Origin of the sequence: Halomonas sp. SS10-MC5, assembly GCF_015992245.1 — a bacterium.
Classification (GTDB): Bacteria; Pseudomonadota; Gammaproteobacteria; order Pseudomonadales; family Halomonadaceae; genus Halomonas; species Halomonas sulfidoxydans.
Genome location: NZ_CP065435.1, coordinates 2136610 through 2158123 on the forward strand (window position 1 = coordinate 2136610; position 21514 = coordinate 2158123).

At 67.4% G+C, this 21514-nt stretch carries 15 protein-coding genes; 7 read left to right on the forward strand and 8 right to left on the reverse strand.

The window, feature by feature from the left end; genetic code table 11:
- Nucleotides 1-50: 50 nt before the first annotated feature.
- Together pqiB and I4484_RS10080 are read right to left on the reverse strand one after the other, a co-directional pair.
- Complete coding sequence (gene pqiB, locus I4484_RS10075) at nucleotides 51-1727, reverse strand: intermembrane transport protein PqiB (protein WP_197450804.1); 1677 nt, start codon at nucleotides 1725-1727, stop codon at nucleotides 51-53.
- Entirely contained in the window at nucleotides 1724-3025 is a 1302-nt protein-coding gene (locus tag I4484_RS10080) for a paraquat-inducible protein A (RefSeq protein ID WP_197450805.1), read from the reverse strand. Before I4484_RS10080 ends, pqiB begins: the two co-directional genes overlap by 4 nt.
- A 193-nt stretch (nucleotides 3026-3218) precedes the next feature.
- On the opposite strand from I4484_RS10080, the gene I4484_RS10085 reads away from it, so the two are divergent.
- The 6 genes from I4484_RS10085 to I4484_RS10110 all read left to right on the forward strand — a co-directional run bounded on the left by I4484_RS10085 (nucleotide 3219) and on the right by I4484_RS10110 (nucleotide 11394).
- Nucleotides 3219-4205 (forward strand): calcium/sodium antiporter, encoded by a 987-nt coding sequence (locus I4484_RS10085; protein ID WP_197450806.1) that lies wholly within the window; start codon nucleotides 3219-3221, stop codon nucleotides 4203-4205.
- 324 nt (nucleotides 4206-4529) lie between these two features.
- Nucleotides 4530-5942: a cytochrome ubiquinol oxidase subunit I gene (locus I4484_RS10090; RefSeq protein WP_197450807.1), complete on the forward strand. Its 1413-nt coding sequence runs from the start codon at nucleotides 4530-4532 to the stop codon at nucleotides 5940-5942.
- Between the two features lie 2 nt (nucleotides 5943-5944).
- Complete coding sequence (gene cydB / locus I4484_RS10095) at nucleotides 5945-6955, forward strand: cytochrome d ubiquinol oxidase subunit II (RefSeq protein WP_197450808.1); 1011 nt, start codon at nucleotides 5945-5947, stop codon at nucleotides 6953-6955.
- A gap of 3 nt (nucleotides 6956-6958) precedes the next feature.
- Nucleotides 6959-8650: a thiol reductant ABC exporter subunit CydD gene (gene cydD / locus I4484_RS10100; protein WP_197450809.1), complete on the forward strand. Its 1692-nt coding sequence runs from the start codon at nucleotides 6959-6961 to the stop codon at nucleotides 8648-8650.
- Nucleotides 8643-10373, forward strand: coding sequence for a thiol reductant ABC exporter subunit CydC (gene cydC, locus I4484_RS10105; protein ID WP_197450810.1), 1731 nt, complete (start codon nucleotides 8643-8645; stop codon nucleotides 10371-10373). Before cydD ends, cydC begins: the two co-directional genes overlap by 8 nt.
- A 25-nt stretch (nucleotides 10374-10398) precedes the next feature.
- On the forward strand, nucleotides 10399-11394 hold the full coding sequence (locus I4484_RS10110) for an adenosine deaminase (RefSeq protein WP_197450997.1): 996 nt from the start codon (nucleotides 10399-10401) through the stop codon (nucleotides 11392-11394).
- 54 nt (nucleotides 11395-11448) lie between these two features.
- On the opposite strand, the gene I4484_RS10115 is transcribed toward I4484_RS10110, so the two are convergent.
- Nucleotides 11449-12828: an NCS2 family permease gene (locus I4484_RS10115; RefSeq protein WP_197450811.1), complete on the reverse strand. Its 1380-nt coding sequence runs from the start codon at nucleotides 12826-12828 to the stop codon at nucleotides 11449-11451.
- A gap of 208 nt (nucleotides 12829-13036) precedes the next feature.
- Nucleotides 13037-14026 (reverse strand): zinc-dependent alcohol dehydrogenase family protein, encoded by a 990-nt coding sequence (locus I4484_RS10120; RefSeq protein WP_197450812.1) that lies wholly within the window; start codon nucleotides 14024-14026, stop codon nucleotides 13037-13039.
- A gap of 122 nt (nucleotides 14027-14148) precedes the next feature.
- On the opposite strand from I4484_RS10120, the gene I4484_RS10125 reads away from it, so the two are divergent.
- A complete protein-coding gene (locus I4484_RS10125; RefSeq protein WP_197450813.1) occupies nucleotides 14149-15030 on the forward strand; it encodes a LysR family transcriptional regulator in 882 nt (293 codons plus the stop codon).
- Nucleotides 15031-15169: 139 nt separating this feature from the next.
- Here the strand turns inward: I4484_RS10125 and guaD are convergent, their stop codons facing one another.
- The 4 genes from guaD to xdhA form a co-directional block, all read right to left on the reverse strand.
- On the reverse strand, nucleotides 15170-16492 hold the full coding sequence (guaD, locus tag I4484_RS10130; RefSeq protein ID WP_197450814.1) for a guanine deaminase: 1323 nt from the start codon (nucleotides 16490-16492) through the stop codon (nucleotides 15170-15172).
- A gap of 182 nt (nucleotides 16493-16674) precedes the next feature.
- On the reverse strand, nucleotides 16675-17538 hold the full coding sequence (gene xdhC / locus I4484_RS10135; protein WP_197450815.1) for a xanthine dehydrogenase accessory protein XdhC: 864 nt from the start codon (nucleotides 17536-17538) through the stop codon (nucleotides 16675-16677).
- Nucleotides 17538-20012, reverse strand: coding sequence for a xanthine dehydrogenase molybdopterin binding subunit (gene xdhB / locus I4484_RS10140; protein WP_197450816.1), 2475 nt, complete (start codon nucleotides 20010-20012; stop codon nucleotides 17538-17540). Before xdhB ends, xdhC begins: the two co-directional genes overlap by 1 nt.
- On the reverse strand, nucleotides 19996-21459 hold the full coding sequence (gene xdhA, locus I4484_RS10145; RefSeq protein ID WP_197450817.1) for a xanthine dehydrogenase small subunit: 1464 nt from the start codon (nucleotides 21457-21459) through the stop codon (nucleotides 19996-19998). Before xdhA ends, xdhB begins: the two co-directional genes overlap by 17 nt.
- Nucleotides 21460-21514: the final 55 nt, after the last annotated feature.

The window sequence follows — 21514 nt, forward strand, 5'->3', positions numbered from 1 at the left end:
CTCCCTTCCGATACGACGACAACAGCATAGCGATTCATGGGCTGGCTTCCTCAGTTGGTTCGCGGTGCGCGCGGCGTCGGGTCCTCGGCGTCGAGGCTGTCGAACAGCAGCGCCCTGGGGTTCTCGTTGAGCGTACGGGTCACCGGCTGCAGCTCGCGCAGGGTGCGCTCCAGCCGTTCGGCGGCGCCGGTCAGCTCGCGATAGGCACTGGACTCCGGCGACATCCCCTCCAGCGTCTCGCGCAGGGCTTCCAGCGAGGCGTTGAGGTTGGCCGGCAGGTTGCGCGTGCCGGGGTCGTCGAGCACGCCCTGCAGCGAGGCGCTCAGCTCGCGGACTTCACCGAGCATGGCCTCGGAGGCGGCCAGGTTGCGCTCCAGGCCGGTGAGCAGCGGCTGGATCTCGAGCGCGTTGAGCTTCTCCAGCAGGGCCGTGACCTGGGACTCGATCTGGGCGAATCCGGTCGAGGTGGTGGGGAACACGGTGCGCTCGCTGAACGTCTCGGCAACGTAGTCGTCGGCCTCCTCGCGGTAGAAGTTGATGTCGACGAACATCGCCCCGGTGAGCAGGTTGCCCGACTTGAGCGAGGCACGCAGGCCGCGGCCGAAGAGGCGCCGGAAGCGCTGGTCCCACTCCTCCAGGTCGACTTCCTGGTTCTCGATCCCGAGGCGCTGCGGTTCGATGCGGATCAGCACCGGGATGGCGAAACCGCCGCGGGTCTCCGGCTGGGTCGCGGTGAACTCCCAGGGCACGCTGGCCACGGTACCGATGCGTACGCCGCGGAACTCCACCGGGGCGCCGCGGGAGAGCCCGCGCACGCTGTCCTCCACCAGCAGGACGTATTCGAGATAGCGATTGAAGGTGCCCTGACGAGCGCTCTCTTCGTCGGGGTAGAGGTTGAAGGTGGCACCATCCTCGACCGGGCGGCCGCGGGGCAGGTCGTCGGGAACGCCGAAGGTGACGCCCCCGCCCAGCAGTGCCTCGATCGATTCCACGTTGACGCGGATGCCGTCGGCATCGAGGCGCAGGTCGACGCCGCTGGCCGACCAGAAGCGGGTGCCGTCGGTGACCAGGCGGTCGTAGGGGCTCTCGATGAAGATGCGCTGGTTCATGCGCCGCAGGTCGGGGTCGAAGTCGACCTCCTCGACGCGTCCCACGGTGTAGCCCTGGTAGGTGACCGGATCCCCCGTACGCAGCGAGTTGCCAAGCTGGCTGACCAAATTGACGCGGATCCCGGCCGCGTCGGCGGGGGCGACGGGGGGCTGGTCGCTGACCTGGAACTCGCGCACGCCGGACTCGCCGCCGCCCGGCTCGAGCTGGATGTAGGCCCCCGAGAGCACCGTACCCAGGCCGCTGATCCCCTCGCGGCCGATACGCGGCTTGACCACCCAGAAGCGGCTGCCCTCGGTCAGCAGGTCATCGGTATCGGGGGACATGCGCGCGGTGATCACGGCGTGCGACATGTCGTCGGAGAGCTGCACGCGCTCGACCCGGCCGACCTCGACGTTGCGGGTCTTGATCAGGGTGCTGCCGGCCTCGATGCCGTCCGCGCTGCTCATGGTCAGAGTGATCAGCGGGCCGCGGCTGCGATAGTTGTCGTAGACCAGCCATAGCCCGATCAGCATCGCCACGATGGGCACGATCCAGATTGGCGAGAGGCGCCGCTGCGGCGTGGGGCGGGCACGGTGCATGTCGCGGGAGGCCTCGTTGTCGCGAGGAGTGTCGCTCATCCGGTGGTTCCTTGCGTTGCAGGTCGGTCACGCGGCAGGGGCGTGTCCCAGATCAGGCGGGGGTCGAACGTCATGGCGGCCAGCATGGTCAGCACCACCACGGCGGCGAACGCCAGGGCGGCGGGGCCGGGGGTGATCGACATCAGCGAGCCGGCGCGAATCAGCGCCACCAGGATGGCGACCACGAAGACGTCGACCATCGACCAGCGACCGATGAACTCGGTCAGGCGGTAAAGCCAGGTGCGGTGGCTGGCGTTGAGCTCGCTGCTGCGCTTCACCACCAGGCAAAGCCAGGCCAGCGCCACCAGCTTGCCCACCGGCACGATGACGCTGGCCATGAAGATCACCGCGGCCACCGGCCACGAGCCCATCTGGATCAGTTCCACCACGCCGCCGATGATGGTGGATGGATCGCTGTGACCGAGGCTGGTGGTGGTCATGATGGGGTAGACGTTGGCCGGAATGTACATCAGCGCGGAGGCGGCCAGCAGCGCCCAGGTGCGCTGGAGGCTGTGCGGCAGCCGGGCGTGCAGTCGTTCCCCGCAGCGCCGGCAGTATCCGCCGCCGCCGGCCTCCAGCCGGTTGACCAGCCCGCAGGTGGGGCAGCCGGTCAGGCCCTGGCCGGCGGCCGTGGTGCCGGTACGGGCTCCTTCGGGGGCGAGCGGTTCGCCGGCGAGCGAGAACCACATCCAGTCCGAATCGATCGACTGGGTGGTGAACAGCAGCAGCAGGGCGAAGGCGCAGAAGGCCCAGAACGAGAGGCCGAGCTCGATCTGGGCCAGGTCCGCCACCTTTATCAGGCTCACCAGCGCGCCAATGATGAATACGTCGGCCATCATCCATGGGTTGAGATGGGCCAGGGTGCGGGCAATGGTGCGGCTGGCCGGCAGTGGCTGACCCTGCAGCAGGCCCAGTTGCAGCCACATGACGCCGAGCAGGTAGAGGCCCGGCAGCACGGCGATCGTCATGATCACCGCGATCGCCACCAGCGGCTGGTCGAAGCCGATCAGCGTCGTGGCCGTATGGGTCAGTTCGATACGGTTGCCGACCCCGCTGGTGCTGAAGCTGACGAACGGAAACGAGATCGCCAGCAGCAGTGCGACCATCGCCGCCATGGCCAGCGCCATGCTGCGCTGGGCAGGTTGCCGGTGGCGTGTCGCCAGGGTGTGTCCGCAGCGGGGGCAGTCCGCCCGCTGGCCGGGCCGCAGCGGGGGCAGCGCCACCAGCCAGTCGCATTCGTGGCAGGCACGCAGCCGGCGGCGCGAGGTGCGTGCCTCGGGCGGGGCCTGATCGACCAAGGGGGCGCTCGGGACGAGCGGTGGGCGCGAAAACCTGTAGGGCACTGGCGAGTCGACTCGAATGCTGGTGGAGCGAGGCTGCTCGCATCCTGTCTTAGGAAAGCCGTGTCGGCTGCTTCCAAAGTGTGGCATGTTGACGCCCCGCGTACCATATACAAACATTCGCCCCTGAATGTTCCTCGAGGAGACGACCTTGTTACTACCCCTATTGGCCGTGCTGGCCGGTCTCGTGCTGTTGGTCTGGAGTGCCGAACGCTTCGTCGACGGAGCGGCGGCGACATCAAGGCGGCTGGGCGTGTCGCCATTGCTGGTCGGCATGCTGGTGATCGGCTTCGGCACCTCGGCGCCCGAGCTGATGGTCTCCTCGCTGGCGGCGGGGCAAGGCAACCCGGGCCTGGCGCTGGGGAACGGCTACGGCTCCAACATCGCCAACATCGGCTTGATCCTGGGGCTGGTGGCGGTTGTTTCGCCGCTGGCGGTGCACTCCAGCGTGGTGCGGCGCGAGCTGCCGATTCTGGTCGCCGTTACGCTCTTGTCGGCGCTGCTGCTGTGGGGCGGGATGATCGGCCGGCTCGAAGGCGGCCTGCTGCTCGTGCTGCTGGCGGCCATGGTCGGCTACAGCATCTGGCAGGCCCGGCGCAGCGGCTCCGACCCGCTGGCCGACGAGACCGAGGAGAGCCTGCAGGCGCACCCCATGTCGCTGCGCACCGGGATCATCTGGACCTTCGTCGGCCTGCTGCTGCTGGTGCTGAGTTCGCGGCTGCTGGTATGGGGGGCGGTGGAGATCGCCGTCGCCTTCGGGGTCAGCGACCTGATCATCGGGCTGACCATCGTTGCCGTCGGCACCTCGCTGCCGGAGCTGGCGTCCTCCTTCAGCGCCCTGCGCAAGGGAGAACACGACCTGGTGGTGGGCAACGTGGTCGGCTCCAACCTGTTCAACACGCTGGGCGTGGTGGGCCTGGCCGCGGTGATTCATCCGATCGAGGCGGCCACCGAAGTGCTGATGCGCGATTGGACCCTGATGACCGTCATGACGCTGTTGATGACGGTCTTCGCGATCGGCTGGAAGGGGCGCCCCGGGCGGATCAACCGGCTCGAGGGGGCAATGCTGCTGGCGCTGTTCGTCGGTTATACCGTTTTCATGGTGCACCTGGTCCTGCGCAGCGCCGGGGCCTTCTAGCCAAGGGGCGGCTCACCCTGCTGCGACATCCCGACACAGCAGGAAACAGGGACCGGGCGCCCGGGCTCTAGTAGGCTGTATGACAAGCACAAGATGCAGTGACGAGTATTGATCCAGGACAGTGTCAAGGCATGTAGGGTTTTGTAAGTCTCGTCACCCTGCATGTCTCACTGTTCTAGGCTCTTGGGACACCCCTAGCCGAGTGTCGAGGTGAAATGCGTCACGACATGTCCAGGAAGGACGTGGTCGGAAGCACAACAACGGCACCCCGCGTGCTTTCGCATCCCTTGAGACGTTGACTCTTTCGCAGCCAAGAGGTACGTCATGGAGCTTGATCCCGTAGTGCTTTCGCGACTGCAGTTCGCCTTCGTCGTCTCCTTCCACGCCATCTTCCCGGTCTTCACCATCGGCCTGGCGTCCTATCTCGCCGTGCTCCATGGGCTCTTCTACAAGACGCGCAATCCCGCCTGGGACCGCCTGGCGCAGCTGTGGACCCGGGTCTTCGCGGTGGCCTTCGGCATGGGGGTGGTGTCCGGCATCGTGATGTCCTTCCAGTTCGGCACCAACTGGAGCAACTTTTCCCAGGCCAGCGCCAATTTCATCGGGCCGCTGCTGAGCTACGAGGTGGTCACCGCCTTCTTCCTCGAGGCGGCCTTCCTCGGCGTGCTGCTGTTCGGCCGCGGCCGGGTGCCCCAGGGGGTCCACCTGTTCGCCGCCGTCATGGTCGCCCTCGGCACCTTCATCTCCACGTTCTGGATCCTGGCCGCCAACAGCTGGATGCACACCCCGGCCGGGGTCGAGCTGGTGGAAGGAACCTTCCGGGTCACGTCATGGAGCGAGGCGATCTTCAACCCCTCGTTCCCGTTCCGCCTGGCCCACATGGCCATGGCCTCGTTCATCACCGGCGGCTTCGTGGTGGCCGGGGTGAGCGCCTGGTACCTGCTGATCGGGCGCGACGTCGAGGCCAACCGCAAGGCGCTGTCGATGTGCCTGTGGATGCTGCTCGTGCTGACGCCGACCCAGGCGCTGGTGGGCGATTTCCACGGCCTCAACACCTTCGAGCACCAGCCGGTCAAGCTCTCCGCCATGGAGGGCAACTGGGAGACCCGGCGCGGTGCGCCATTCCTGGTCTTCGCCCTGCCGGACCAGGAGGCGCAGCAGAACCGCTTCGAGATCGGCATCCCCTATGCGGCGAGCCTGATCCTGACCCACGAGCTCGACGGTGAGATCCCCGGGATCGTCGAGGCGCCGCCCGAGGAGCAGCCTCCGGTGGCCATCGTGTTCTGGGCGTTTCGCGTGATGGTCGGTCTCGGCCTGCTGATGATCGCCGTGTCGCTGGTGGGGCTCTACCTGCGCCGCGGCGGGCGGGTCTACCATTCGCGACCGTACCTGCAGACGCTACGGCTGATGTCCGTCACGCCGTTCGTCGCGGTGCTCGCCGGCTGGATCACCACGGAGTCGGGACGCGCGCCGTGGCTGGTCTACGGCATGATGACCCACGCGGAGGGCGTCACGCCGTCGCTGACCGGCGGCATGGCGTTGTTCACCCTGCTCGGCTACGTGGCGGTCTACGGCGTGATCTTCTACGCCGGGACCTACTATCTCACCCGTGTAATCCGCTACGGCATGCAGCCGAAGGACGAGGAGGTGGTGGTCGACGACTTCGAGACCCCCAAGCGGCCCTGGTCGGCGACCCATACCCCGTTCGATGACGACCCGTCCAGGGAAGGAGCCTGACCATGGAAATGTTCGACTTGTCGCTGATCTGGGCGCTGATCATCGGCTTCGGCATCATGATGTACGTGCTGATGGACGGCTTCGACCTGGGGCTCGGCATCCTGTTTCCGTTCGCCCCGGATGAGGATGCCCGCGACGTGATGATGAACTCCGTCGCCCCGGTGTGGGACGGCAACGAGACCTGGCTGGTACTCGGCGGCGCGGGGCTGCTGGCGGCCTTCCCGCTGGTCTACTCGGTGTTCCTGCCGGCGCTGTACATCGGCGTGTTCCTGATGCTGGCGGGGCTGGTGTTCCGCGGCGTGGCCTTCGAGCTGCGCTTCAAGTCGCGCCGCGATCGGCGCGGCCGGCGGCTGTGGAACCTCGCCTTCAGCGGCGGTTCCGCGGTGGCGGCCTTCGCCCAGGGCGCCGTGGTGGGTACCTACATCCAGGGTTTCGCCACCGAGAACCGGGTCTACGTGGGCGGTCCGTTCGACTGGCTGACGCCGTTCACGGTGCTCACCGGCATCGGCATCATGATCGGCTACGCGCTGCTCGGTACCACCTGGCTGATCCTCAAGTCGGAAGGTTACATCCAGCGGTGGGCCTACCGGTTGACCACGCCGCTGCTGCTGGCCGTGCTCGTCATCTTCGCCATCATCAGCATCTGGACGCCGCTGGTGAACGACGTCGTGTGGGAGCGTTGGTTCGGCCACCTGCATGTGATCTGGGTGCTGCCGGCGCTGACGCTGCTGTGCATGTTCACCGTGTACTGGGCGTCGCGCCGGGGCTACGAAGTGCTGCCGTTCATTGCCACGCTGGGTACCTTCCTGTTCACCTACCTGGGGCTGGTGGTGAGCAAGTGGCCGTGGATCGTACCGCCCAACTACACCATCTGGGACGCGGCCTCGGCGCCGGAATCACAGCTCTTTCTGCTGATCGGCGTGCTCTTCGTGCTGCCCTTCGTGCTGGTCTATACCTTCTGGTCCTACTGGGTATTTCGCGGCAAGGTGCGGGCCGGCGAAGGCTACCACTGAGCAATGAATTCCGACGCACGTTCGGACCTCACGCCGAGACGCTGGCTGGCGGCTCATGCCGCCGCCCAGCGCCGCTGGCTCGGCCTGGCCGCCCTGGCCGGGATTGCCGTCGGCGCGCTGACGGTGGTTCAGATGACTCTGCTGGCCTGGATCGTCAGCCGCCTGCTGGTCGCTGGCGATTCCCTGGCCGCGCTGACCTGGGCCTTCGTCGCGCTGGTCGCCGCACTGCTGGCCAGGGCGCTGTGCCAGTGGGGGCAGGAGGCGGCCGGCCAGGAGGCCAGCCTGAACATTCGTCAGTCGGTGCGTGACGAGCTGTTGGAGCATCTTGACGCGATGGGGCCGGTGCGGGCCGGCGCCCGCCATTCGGCGAGCCTGGCCAGCCAGTTGATCGAGCAGGTCGAGGCGTTCGACGGCTACTTCGCCCGCTTCCTGCCGCAGCTGCGGCTGAGCGTGGCCATCCCGTTGCTGATTCTCGTCGTGGTGCTCTGGCTCGACTGGCTGGCGGCCCTGTTCCTGCTGCTGGCGGCCCCCTTGATCCCGCTGTTCATGGCGCTGGTGGGCATGGGGGCGGAGCGCCTCAACCGCGAACAGTTCGCCGCCGTCACTCGCCTCGCGGGCCACTTCCTCGATCGCGTGCGGGGCATCGCCACGCTGCAGCTCTTCCACCAGACCCGCGAAGCCGGCGCGGAAGTCCATGCGGCCGCGGACCGCTATCGGCGCCTGAGCATGCGCACGCTGCGGGTGGCGTTCCTCTCCTCGGCGGTGCTCGAGTTCTTCGCCTCGGTGTCGATCGCCGTCGTCGCCATCTATGTGGGCTTCGGCCTGCTCGGCTATATCGAATTCGGCCCGGCGGAGGACCTCACGCTGTTCAGCGGCCTGCTGGTATTGCTGCTGGCACCGGAATTCTTCCAGCCGCTGCGCAGCCTGGCGCAGCACTATCACGACCGTGCCGCGGCGCTGGGAGCCGCCGACGGCATGCTGGCGCTGCTCGCCGAGCCGGTGCGCCGGGCCGACGGCGGTGCAGCGCTGCCGTCGTCCGACGAGCGGCTGGTGGCCCTGGAAGGCGTGACCCTGTCGCACCCGGGGCGCGGCCAGGTGCTGGGGCCGCTCAGTGTCGCGGTGGCCGCCGGCGAGACGCTGGTGATCGCGGGGCCCTCGGGGGCGGGCAAGTCGGCCTTGCTGCAGCTGCTGGCGGGCTTCGTGGCCCCCGACGAGGGCGAGCGCTGCACTCAGGCGACGCTGAGGATCGCCTGGATGGATCAGCGCCCGGTGCTGATCCACGGCAGCCTGGCCGACAACCTTCGCCTGGCCGCGCCCGATGCGAGCGAGGCCGAACTGCAGCAGGCGCTCGAACGGGCCGGGCTGGCCGAGCTGGTGGCTGCGCTGCCTCAGGGGATCGATACCGGTCTGGGCGAGCGGGGTTCCGGTCTGTCGGGTGGCCAGGCGCAGCGCCTGGCGCTGGCGCGCGTGTTCCTCTCGAACGCCGACCTGGTGCTGCTCGACGAGCCCACCGCGAGCCTGGATGCGGAAAGCGAAGCGCGGGTCGTCGAATCGCTGCGCCGGCTGGCCGAGGAGGGCCGGGCGCTGGTCATCGCCACCCATCACCCCGCCCTGATGGCCTTGGCGAGTCGGCGGCTCGAACTCGACGGAGGCGCCGTCAAGGCCCAGGCAACGGGAGTGCGTCTCCATGAGTGAGTCGCTGAAAGCCACGCTGTCCCCTTGGCTGCGTTTGCTTGCGCGTCGCCCGCGGCGGCTCGCCATTGGCGTGCTGTTGCTGGCGGCGACGCTGTTCTCGGCGGTGGGGCTGTTGGCGCTATCGGGCTGGTTCATTGCCGCTAGCGCGCTCACCGGCATTGCCTTGTCGATGGGCCTCGCGGCCAGTCTCGACGTCTACGTACCTGGCGGTGGGATACGCTTCTTCGCCGTCAGCCGGACCGTGGCGCGCTATCTCGAGCGACTCTACAACCACGACACCGTGCTGCGCCTGCTGGCCGACTTGCGCGTTCGGCTGTTCGCCGCCATGGCCAGGCTCGACGACCGCAGCCTGGCCCGGCAGCGTGCCAGCGACTGGCTCAACCGGCTGACCGCCGACATCGACACCCTCGACAGCCTCTACCTGCGCCTGCTGGCGCCGCCGCTGGTGGCGCTGGCAGCGGTGCTGCTGCTGGCCGCCTTCCTGGCGCTGTGGGTCCCGCCCGTGGGGGTGGCCCTGCTGGCGCTACTGCTGCCCGCCTGGGCCTGGCTGACGGTTGGCCAGGCGTGGCTGGGCATGGCCGCGAGCCGGCGCCAGGTGGGCCATCTTCAGCGCCTGCGTAGCCAGGCCATCGAGTACCTGACCGGGCTGGCGGAGCTGGAGGCTTACGGCAGCCGGGCCTGGCATCGGCGCGGGCTGCGCCAGCGCGAGCAGGCGCTGTGCCGGGACCAGCGTCGCGTCGGCAGGGTCGCCGGCTTCGGCATTGCCTTGGGGAACCTGGCGGTCGGGCTGGGCATGGTGGCGGCGCTGTGGCTGGCAGCCTTGGCCTGGCAGCGGGGCGCCATCAGCGGTGCCGTGATGGTCATGATGCCGCTGGCGGTGCTCGCCATCGGCGAGGCGCTGGCACTGCTGCCGGCGCCCTTCACCCAGCTGGGCGCGACCCGCGGGGCCGCCGAGCGGCTCAACGCGGTGGAGCGGGCAAGCGTGGGCGGCTACGAGAAGGGAGACGCCAGTCTGCCTGGCGGCCCGTTGGCGGTACGCCTGGAAGACGTCGGGCTGCATTATCCCGGTGCGCTCACGCCCGCGCTGCGGGAGATCCAGCTCGAGCTGAGGCCCGGCGAGCGGCTGGCCTTGACCGGCGCCTCCGGCGCGGGCAAGAGCAGTGTGGCGGCCCTGCTGACCCGGCGCCTGCCGCCCGACCATGGAAGCATCCTGCTAGGCGGCGTGCCCCTCGCTCAGGTCGCGGAGCGCGATCTGCGCGAGCGTGTCGCGATGCTCGGCCAGCGTATCGATCTGCTGCAGGACAGCCTGGCCACCAACCTGCGGCTGGCGGCACCGGATGCCGACGACGACCGGCTCTGGCAGGCCCTGGCCTGGGTCGAGCTGCAGGAATGGGCGGCGAGCCTGCCGCACGGCTTGGCTACCGCGGTGGGCGAAGGCGGGCGGGCGCTTTCCGGCGGCCAGGCGCGCCGCCTGGCGCTGGCCCGGCTGTGGCTGCGCGACCCCGGGCTGGTGATCCTCGACGAGCCCTTCACCGGCCTGGATGCCGCCACCGTGGCGCGGCTGTCGCGACGCATGGACGAGTGGCTGCGCGGCCGCAGCGTGCTCTACCTGGTGCACCAGCTCGATGGCGGGGCTTTCGATCCTCCCGGGATCACCCTGGTCGGGCATCTCGAGCAGGGTAGATTGACCGTTTGCGCAAAACCCGGGTATCCATCAGGATAAGGACATGAAGCCGATGAGGTGCACCATGCGCGATTTCCTGAAGCGGCTGCCGAAGGCCGAACTCCACCTGCATATCGAGGGCTCGCTGGAGCCGGAGCTGATGTTCGCTCTGGCCAGGCGCAACGGCGTCGCGCTGCCCTTCGACTCGGTTGAAGCGGTGCGGGCCGCCTATGACTTCGACGATCTCCCCTCGTTTCTCGACCTCTATTACCAGGGCATGAGCGTGCTCAAGCGAGCCGAGGACTTCCACGACCTGGCGATGGACTACTTCCGTCGCGCCCATGCCGAGGGCGTGGTGCACGTCGAGATGCACTTCGACCCCCAGGCCCACCTGGCCCGCGGCGTCGAGCTCGACGTCGTCATGGAGGGGCTCAGCCTGGCCCGCCGCGAAGCCGAGCGCGAACTGGGCATGTCCACGGCGCTGATCATGGCCTTCCTGCGCGATCGGCCCGCCGAGGAGGCGATGAAGGTGCTGGAGAGCGCCGCGCCGTACTGGGAGATGCTCGATGCCGTGGGGCTCGACAGCGCCGAGCGTGGCCATCCGCCCTCCAAGTTCACCGAGGTCTTCCAGCGCGCGAAGATGCTGGGCATTCCCCGGGTCGCCCATGCCGGCGAGGAGGGGCCTGCCGACTACATCCGCGAGGCCCTCGACCTGCTCGACGTGTGTCGCATCGACCACGGCGTGCGCTGCCTGGAGGATCCCGAGCTGGTCGCCCGGCTGCGCGACGAGGGCGTGGTGCTCACCGTCTGCCCGCTCTCCAACGTGCGCCTCAAGGTGGTGGAGCGAATGGAGGAGCACCCGTTACCCCGGCTGCTCGATGCCGGCCTGAGGCTCACCCTCAATTCGGACGATCCGGCCTATTTCGGTGGCGGCATGCTGGATAACTTCATGGTTTGCCACGAGGCGTTCGGCTGGTCGCGCGAGACCTTCATCCAGCTCGCCGGCACTGCCATCGAGTCCGCCTTCGTGAGCGACACACGCCGGCTGGAGTTGCATCGGCAACTGGCCGAGAGCGTCTGACCGATCCTTGGGGGGAAGAGTGAAGGGGGCCGGCTTTGCCGGCCCCGCGCTTTCTTACTGGGTGGTTACGAGCATCACCACGCTGAGCGCGGCGGAGACCCACATCGCCGGCTTGATCTCGTAGAGCTTGCCGGTAGCGAGCTTGATCAGCACGAAGCTCAGGAAACCGAAGGCGATGCCCAGCGTGATCGAGTAGGTCAGCGGCATCAGGATGATGGCGAGGAAGGCGGGGAAGGCCTGCTCGAACCGCGACCAGTCGATCTTGCTGATCGGCGCCAGCATGAACAGCCCGACCAGCACCAGCGCCGGCGCCGTGGCGATGCCGGGCACCAGCGACAGCAGCGGCGAGAGGAACAGGAACGGCAGGAACAGGAAGGCGATGGTCACCGCCACCAGCCCGGTACGGCCGCCCTGGGCCACGCCGGCGCCGGACTCGATGAAGGTCTGCGCGGCGCTGGTGCCGAGCGGCGCGGCGATCATCGAGGCGAAGGCATCCACGGTCATCGAACGCTTGAGGTTACGCGGGTTGCCGTTCTTGTCCTTGAGGTCGGCCGACTCCGAGAGCGCCATGAAGCAGGAGAGCGCGTCGAAGAAGTTCGTGAACAGCATGACGAAGATGAACGGCAGGTAGGCGACCTTGAGCGCGCCCCAGATATCCACCTTCATTACCGCGCTGAAGTCCGGCCAGGCGGCCAGGCCGCTCCACTCCACCACCACATCGCCGCCCCACAGGCGCCCCATGGGCGTCGCCAGCAGGGTGGTCAGGGCGATGCCCAGGATCAGCGCGCCGTTGAAGCGCATGATCACCAGGATGGCGGTGGCCATCATGCCGATGAAGAAGGTGATCAGCGAGGCGTCCATGCTGCCGAGCGTGACCAGGGTGGCGTCGCTACCGACGATGAAACCGGCGTTCTTGAAGCCGATGAAGGTGATGAACAGGCCGATGCCGCAAGTGATGGCATAGCGCAACGAGGGCGGAATGGCCTCGATGATCGCCTCGCGCACGTTGAACATGGCCAGGGTGGCGAACAGCACGCCGGACCAGAACACGCAGCCCAGCGCCACCTCCCACGACAGGCCGGCACCCAGCACCAGGGTATAGGTGAACAGCGCGTTCATGCCCATGCCCGGCGCCACCAGGATCGGGTTGCGCGCATAGAGCCCCATCGCCAGGCTGCTCATGAAGCTGATCAGCACGGTGGCGGAAAGCGCCGCAGAGAAGGGGATGCCGGCGTCGGAGAGGATCGCCGGGTTGACCACGATGATGTACATCGAGGCCAGGAAGGTGGCGATGCCCGCGAGTATCTCGGTCTTCAGGCTCGAGCCACGACGGCTCACGCCGAAGTAGGTATCCAGCCAGTGGGCCTTGCCGGTGGCCTGCCCGAGGGTCTGGCCTTCTGCCTTGCCGGCCAGGGTGGAGGAGGTCGGTTCCATAGCATGTGTCCGTTGTTGTTGGATGGCGTTGTCGAATAAGCGTTGTAGGTTGCGGCAGCGACATGCCTGACCGTTTGGTCAGGCGTGTCCGGCTACAGCCTAGAAGATATTTGACCGATTGGACAGATGGGTTGCGACTATGGTCGTAGTAGCGGCAAGCAATGCTTCTACGAGACATGCCAGTCCTCTCCCACTAGACTCCCTGGATTCAAACTCGTATGACGATTTTGCCGAGCTGCTCGTTCGATTCCAGGTAGCGATGTGCCTCAACAATCTGGTCGAACTCAAAGGTTCTGGCGATGACCGGCTTTAGCGCCCCAGAGGCGAGCCCGTCGAGGATGAAACGTTTGGCGGCCTCGAGTCGCGCCGGATTCCCGGTGATCTCGTGGACAAGGTAGCCGCGAAGCGTCAGCGACTTGCTCAGCGCGGTAAACAACGGGAATGGCGTGGGTTCGTTGCTCAGGCCGCCGTATTCGATCAGTATTCCCTCACGAGCCATCGCGGCCGTCAGTGGTTCGAAGATCGAGCCGCCTACCGGGTCCAGCACAACCCTTGCTCCCTCTGGCCCGGCAATCGCCGACAATCGTGCCGCCAGGTCTTCCTCACCTGAAACCACAACATGGGCTGCCCCTTGTTCGAGCAGGACATCCCGCTTGGCGGATGTGCGGGTAACGGCGATGGGAATAGCGCCGATGCTGTTGGCGATCTGGATCGCGGCCAACCCTACGCTACTGGAAGCGGCTGTCACCACGACGTGCTCGCCTTTGCCAAGTCCGGCAATGTTGATCAGCGCACCGTAAGCAGTCAGGTACGGCATCCAAACGGCAGCGGCGGTCGTCCAGTCGAGTGACGCAGGGTGCTTGACGACGAGCTCGGCTGGGAAGTTGATTCGTTCGCCATAGGTTGGCCACTGGACCATCGACAACGGTGGCACCACGCTGATGGCATCGCCCTGAGCGAAGCCCACCACGCCCTCACCGGTTGCTTCGACGATGCCGGCTGCCTCTAGCCCAAGGCCTGAGGGCAGTGTCGGCGTTTCAATGTACTTTCCTGCGCGCAGCAATGCTTCCGCGCGGTTCAGTCCCAGCGCCTTTACCCGGATCTGAACTTCTCCCTGTGCAGGGGGCGACAGTTCGACGTTCTCGATGCGAAGGACATCCGGGCCGCCATGTTCGTAAAAGCGAATGACACGTGTCATCTCGTTTCGACTCCTGAATGAATGGAACGAATAGACTATGAAGCGGTGTCATTGACGGATAAATCTGCTATTAGGGAGAACAGTAGAAACCATTGGTTTTTAATATGGACCGACTTACTAGCATGGCCGTCTTCGTCAAAGCCGTTGAACTGGGCTCCTTCACGGCTGCCGCGGAGGCTTTGGAACTTTCCGGGCCGATGGTTGGCAAGTACGTGAGATTTCTCGAGGAGCGCCTGGGTGTGCGACTCATCGCCCGTACTACGCGCCGCCAGAGCTTGACGGACTTCGGCCGGGCGTACTACGAGCGATGCCGGATGGTGCTGGCAGAAGCGGATGCGGCCGATGCCCTCGTCATCGATCAATTGAACGAGCCGCACGGAAAGTTACGTGTGACCATGCCCGTGCATTTCGGCCGCCGCTGTGTGGCGCCGGTGCTGCTGAAGCTCGCTCAGCAATACCCAGCGCTTGAGCTGGATCTATCGTTCAACGATCGCTTCACCGACCTTGCCGACGATGGCTATGATCTGGCGATTCGAACCGGCTGCTCGGAGACAAGCCCGGGGTTGGTCGCCCGCCGCGTTGCACAGCAGCGTATGGTCGTCTGCGCGTCGCCCAGCTACATCGAACGACATGGTGAGCCGCAGCAGATCAATGAACTCGCCAGTCACCAGGCGGTTATCTACCGGCGCTCCGGCAGGGTCCGTCCTTGGCTGTTTCCCCAGGAAGGCCTGCCGGCAGCGGCGGTAACCCCCATTCACCGCGTGCGATTCGACGATCTCGCCGCCGTCGCCGATGCGGCGACCCTAGGCATGGGGATGGCGTGGCTCCCTTACTGGCTGGTGCGCGAACGTATCGAATCTGGTGCCTTGATACTGTTGCTGCCCGAGGAGCCCTGTTTCCTTTACGACGCCCATGCAATGTGGCTGCCGACGCCCCACCTCCCGCGTCGGGTGCGTCTCGCGGTCGAGGCTCTCACTGAGGCGCTACCGGCCATGATGGGCTGAATCGACAGACAGCGATGCTGGTAGCGCCTCCCCGCGCACGAAGCTACCTAAGCGTTTTCTCAGTGGCGAGTAGTCCTCTTGAAGGCTGTTGTGAAACGGCCGATTGAGAACCACTCGCCATTTTCTTTTCAGGCTTGACCTAGGCTTGGTCGCGGCGATGCTGGCAGCGTCCGCCGGCCCAGGTTTCCAGAATACTGCGGTCGTCGCCCAGCACCATCAGGGCGAACAGCCGCTCGCCGAGGGTCTTGCAACGTGCGTGACGTCGCCCAAGCAGCGGTGAGCCGTCGGGGTCGATGACGACGAAGTCGGCTTCCATGCCGGGGGCGAGGCGGCCGATCTTGTCGTCCAGCGAGAGCGCCTTGGCGTTACCCAGGGTGAGGCCGTAGAGGCCTTGCCAGGCGGTGAGCGGTTGGCCGCGCAGTTGGCCTACCTGGTAGCCGGCCTTGAGCGTGGCGAGGCCGGAGAGGTCGGTGCCGCCGCCGATGTCGCTGGCGTAGGTGATGTTGAGGCCGACCTCGCGTGCCGCCAGGCGGTCGAACAGGCCGCTGCCGAGGAACATGTTGGAGCTGGGGCAGAAGGCGATGTTGGCGCCGCGCTCGGCCAGCCTGCAACGCATCTCCTGGTCGAGGTGAATGCCGTGGGCGAAGGTGCTGCGCGGGCCGACCAGCCCGGACTGCTCGTAGACTTCGAGGTAGTCGCGGCTCTCGGGGAACAGCTCGGCCACCCAGTCGAGTTCGCCGGGGTTCTCGGAGAGGTGGGTCTGCAGCCACAGGCTCGGGTCGTTGCGCAGCAGGCCGCCGGTGGCGTCGAGCTGCTGGCGGGTGGAGGTCGGGGCGAAGCGCGGGGTCAGGCTGTAGCCCAGGCGCCCTCTGCCGTGCCACTCGTCGATCAGCCGTTCGGTGTCGCGAATGCCGCCGTAGGTGTCGTCGCACAGCGCCTCGGGGGCGTTGCGATCCATCAGCACCTTGCCGGCCAGTATGCGCAGATCGCGCTCGCGGCAGGCCGAGAAGAAGGCTTCCACCGAGGTGGGGTGGCTGGAGCAGAACACCTGGGCGGTGGTGGTGCCGACCCGCAGCATCTCGTCGAGGAAGGCGTTGGAGATCACTTCGGCCCGCTCGCGCTGGGCGAAGCCGCACTCTTCGGGGAAGGTGTACTCGTTCAGCCAGTCCAGCAGCTGACGCCCGTAGGAGGCCATGATCTCCAGCTGCACGTAGTGCACGTGGCTGTCGATGAAGCCGGGCATCACCAGCTTGCCGCGATGATTCACTGTCTCGATGCCTTCGGGCAGGCGCGGCGCCAGCGCTGCGTAGTCATCGATGGCCTTGATGCGGCCCTTCTCCAGCCACAGCGCGCCGTCGGCGTAGTGACGCACGCTGCCTTCGGCGGGGCTGTCGCCTTCGCCGGGGTCGGCATCGAAGCTCAGCAGTTCGGCGCGTATCACGCGGGAGTCGTTGTTCGTCATGATGTCAGGAGCTCATCCGTGTCTGCGGTAGTCGGAGCTGATCCGGCGGCAGGCCTGCGAGGAGGCGCTGTGAATCCTTCCCTGGACGCTACCTTCGCCATCCATGGCGAAGGACCTCCTCTTTGGCCTGCCCCCGGCGCTCCTCAGATGCGTTCGGTGGAATTGCCTTTGGTATTGATCAGTTAAAACAGAGCACGCAGCTCTGTCGGCTCCAGGCCGCGCTGGTCGGCACGCTCGGCATTGCCCACCATCGGCAGCAGCTCGGCCAGGGCGGCGATGGCGATGGCGTAAGGCGTCTTGTCGCCGCCTCTGATCGGTTCGCCATTTGCGTCCCTGGTCATGCCGATGGGGCAGCGCACCCGGGCCAGGGCCGCGTCGTCGTGGCCGGCATCGGTGAGCCGCGAGCGGAAGCTGGCCCACTTGCTCTTGGAGCCGATCAGGCCGATGGAGGCGATGTCGTCCCGCCGGAGCAGGGCGTCGACCAGGGCACGGTCCTCTGCATGATCATGGGTCAGTACCAGCGCGTGGCTGCCCGCCGGCAGCGCCGCCACGGCGGCCTGCGGGTCCGGCGCGTGGCGGCAGGCCAGGCGTGGTTGTTCCGTGGTCCAGGCCGGGAATACGCCCTCACGGCTGTCGTGCCACAGCACACGCCAAGGCAGCGGGGCGGCCAGGCGCACCAGTTCGTTGCCGACATGGCCGGCACCGAAGATGGCTAGCGTAGTCGCGCTGTCGGGGAATACTTCCAGCAGCACGTTGACGAAGCCGCCGCAGCACTGGCCGCTGCGCCCGCCCAGGGCGAAGGCCTCGAGGCTCATGCCGGCTTCGCCCTGTGCCAGCTTCTCGCGGGCGGCGTCGATCACCTGGAACTCGAAGGTGCCGCCACCCAGGGTGTCGAACACGTCGCTCTCGCTGATCACCATGCGCGCACCGGGCTCGCGGGGCGTGGAGCCGGCGCTGGTCACCACCGTGGCCAGCGCGTGGGGCAGCCCCTCGCGCTGCAGCCGGTGCAGCGCCTCGTGCCAGGCCTGCGGACGCGGCGCGTTCATCACACCGCTCCCTGTGCCTGTGCGGCATCATAGCGGCTGCGCAGCTCCTCGGCGGCCATCAGCACCCGCTCCGGTGTGGCCGGGGTGTCGAGTCGCGGCGCTTCGGCGTAGTCGGCGAGGCTCGCCAGGGCGTCGCGCAGCGCCGACCACACCGCCATGCCGAGCATGAAGGGCGGTTCGCCCACCGCCTTGGAGCGGTAGATGCTGGCCATGGAGTTGGGGTGGCCCTCCATCAGCTTGACGTTGAACACCGGCGGCAGATCGCCATAGGTCGGGATCTTGTAGGTAGCGGGGCCGTCGGAGATCAGCCGGCCGGCCTCGTTCCACTTGAGCTCCTCGCTGGTCAGCCAGCCCATGCCCTGGATGAAGCCGCCCTCCACCTGGCCGAGGTCGATGGCCGGGTTCAGCGAATCGCCCACATCGTGCAGGATATCGACCCGCTCGACCTGATACTCGCCGGTCAGGGTGTCGACGCTGACTTCCGCCACGGCGGCGCCGAAGGCGTAGTAGTAGAAGGGGCGGCCTTGGCCGACGTTGCGGTCGTAGTGGATCAGCGGCGTGGCGTAGAAGCCCTTCTCGGAGAGCGAGATGCGGTTGAGATAGGCCGCCTGCACCAGCTCGCCCCAGGGAATGCGGCGCTCGCTCTCGCCGTAGCCGGCGACCAGATGGCCGGCCTCCATGCGCATCTCCTCGCGATCGAGGCCCTGATCCTTGTACAGGTGCTCGTGGGCGAAGTCGAACAGGCGCTGCTTGAGCCTCACGCAGGCGTCGCGGGCGGCCTGGCCGTTGAGGTCGGCGCCGCTGGAGGCCGCGGTGGGCGAGGTGTTGGGTACCTTGTCGGTACGGGTGGCGGTGATGCGCACCTCGTCGACGTCGAGCCCCAGCTCGCGGGCCACCACCTGGCAGATCTTGGTGTGCAGGCCCTGGCCCATCTCGGTGCCGCCGTGATTGATCATCACGCTGCCGTCGGTGTAGACGTGCAGCAGGGCGCCGGCCTGGTTGAGATGCTTGGCGGTGAAGGAGATGCCGAACTTCACTGGCGTCAGCGCCAGGCCGCGTTTGACGATCGGGCTCTCGGCGTTGAACTCGGTGATGGCGCGGCGCCGCGCCCAGTAGTCGCTGCTGGTCTCGAGCTGCTCGACCAGCTCCTTGAGCAGGCCGATCTGGTCCACCTGCTGGCCGTAATGGGTCATCTGGCGGCCGGGGCGATAGAAGTTGCGCTTGCGCACCGTGAGCGGGTCTTCGCCGATACGCCGGGCGATGTCGTCCATCGCCGCTTCGATCACCATCATGCCCTGGGGGCCGCCGAAGCCGCGGAAGGCGGTGTTGGAGGCGGTGTGGGTGCGCGCGCGATGGCCCGTCACGCGGGCTTCGCCCAGCGAGTAGGCGTTGTCGCTGTGGAACATGGCGCGGTCGACGATGGCGTCCGAGAGGTCGGGTGAGTAGCCGCAGTCGCCGATCACGGTGATCTCGCCGCCCTGGATCACGCCCTGCTCATCCACGCCGAGGCGGTAGCGGTTGTGAAATGGGTGGCGCTTGCCGGTGACGCGCATGTCATCGGCGCGCGGCAGGCGCACGCGGGCGCTGCGACCGGTGCGCCGGGCGATCAGCGCGGCGATGCAGGCCCAGGGCGATGCCTGGGTTTCCTTGCCGCCGAAGCCGCCGCCCATGCGCCGCACTTCCACGGTCACGGCATGGAAGGGGATGCCCAGCACCTCGGCCACCAGCTTCTGGGTCTCGCTGGGGTGCTGGTTGGAGGTGTGGACAATGACGCCTTCGTCCTCGGTGGGCTGCACCAGGCAGGCCTGGCCTTCCAGGTAGAAGTGCTCCTGGCCGCCGACGAACTGCTCGGCCTCGACCACGTGGGCGGCGTTGGCCAGCGCCTGCTCCCAATCGCCGCTCTGCTGCACGTGGGTGGGGCGCACGAACTCGCCGCGCTCGGCGGCAGCCACCGGGTCGAGGCAGGCCGGCTGTTCGTCGATCTCGATCACTGCGGCCTTGACCGCCTCGCGGGCGGCGCGGTGGCTCTCGGCGGCCACGGCGAACATCACCTGGCCGACGTAGCTGATCTCCTCCTCGACGAAGATGGGGTCGCCGGGGAAGACGGGGCCGATGTCGGTATGGCCCGATACGTCATGGAAACCGATGACATCGACCACGCCAGGCATGCTGCGCACCTTGTCCAGGTCGAGCCGGGTCAGGCGACCGTGAGCGACGGGGGAGAGGCCCAGCGCCACGTGCAGGGTATCGGCCGGCGCCTTGAGATCGTCGATATAGGCGGCGCGGCCGGTGACGTGCTTGACCGCGCTCTCGTGGGCGCGGGCGTGCGGATGCGGCGCGGCATGGACGGTATCCCGCGCCAAGGGGCTCGAACCCTTGATGCGTCCGTCGAGCTCGTGGCGGGCTGTCGCGGACTCGGCGCTCACGTCGGCAGCCATCTCTGTCGATTTGTTCAGCTTAGTGAGCGTACGCATGGAGCATCACCTCCCGGGGGCTGTCGGTCTCGGCCTGGGCGATCACAAGACGCAGGCGCTCGAGCAGGTTGGCGGCGGAGAGCCGGCGATATTCGGCGCTGCCGCGCACGTCGGACATGGGCTGGAAGTCTTCGGCCAAGGCCTCGCGGGCGGCGCGGAAGGCGGCCGCATCGGGCGCCTGGCCCTCCAGCGCGGCTTCGGCATGCGCCGCGCGCTTGGGGATCGCCGCCATGCCGCCGAAGGCGAGCCGCACGTCGCGTATCACACCGTTCTCCATCCGCCAGGCGAAGGCGCCCAGCACGGCGGAAATGTCATCCTCACGACGCTTGGACAGCTTCCACACCTTGAGCGTTTGGCCCGCCACGGGACGGGGCAGGAAGATCGCGCGGATGGCTTCTCCCTCGCGCAGCGCGGTGCGCTTGTAGTCGAGGAAGAAGTCGTCCAGCGGCAGCTCACGCTCACCCTCGGGGCCAACCAGGCGCAGGCGCGAGCCCAGCGCCAGCAGCACCGGCGGGGTGTCGCCGATGGGCGAGGCATTGGCGATGTTGCCGCCCAGGGTGCCACGGTTGCGCACCTGCTGGGAGCCGAGGCGGTGCAGCAGGTGGGCGAAGGCGTCGTAGTGCTCTTCTAGCAGCGGCTCGAGGCGCGAGTAGGTGACGGCGGCGCCGATCCACCAACCGCTGCGGCCGTCCTGCAGTTCAGCTTCCTCGACGACGTTGAGTTCGGCGACCCGGGTCACGTCGATGACGCGCTCGAAGCGCGCCAGACGCTGGGTGGACTCCAACCACAGGTCGGTGGCACCGGCGACGAGTCGCGCCTGGGGATGCCGCGCGAGGCAGTCGGTCAGCTCGTCGAGGGAGCCGGGCTGCAGGAAGCTGGCGTCGAGATCGAGGCCGGTCCTGTCTGCCTCGCTGTCGCGAGGTGCGGCAGCGTCGAGCCACAGCGGGCGATTATCGGGATGGGAATCCATGCTCATGGCGGCATCGCGGATCGGCCTATAGCCGGTACAGCGGCACAGGTTGCCGCCCAGTGCGGCCTCCAGGCGCTGGGGAGTCAGCGGAGCCGGAGCCTGGCGTTGCTGCTCGTGCAGGGTGAACAGCGACATGACGATGCCTGGCGTGCAGAAGCCGCACTGGCTGCCGTGGCAGGCGACCATGGCGGCCTGGGCGGGATGCAACGCGTCGCCCTGGGCGAGGCCATCTACGGTGACCAGGTAGCGTCCGTTGAGCTGATGAGCGGGCGTAATGCAGGCGTTGGCGCTGTGGTAGCGCAGCTCGCCGTCGGGGCCGGGCTCGCCGATGGCTACCGTGCACGCACCGCAGTCACCCGAGGCGCAGCCCTCCTTGGTGCCCGTGACGCCAAGCGTTTCGCGCAGCAGCTCGAGCACGCTGGTCTCGGGTGAGGCCTCGCTCCGGCATGGCTGCCCGTTGAGCATGAAGTCGATCATCGCCTTGTCTCTTGTTGACGTTGTGATAGCTGACCCGTCGCCACGCAGCGGATGT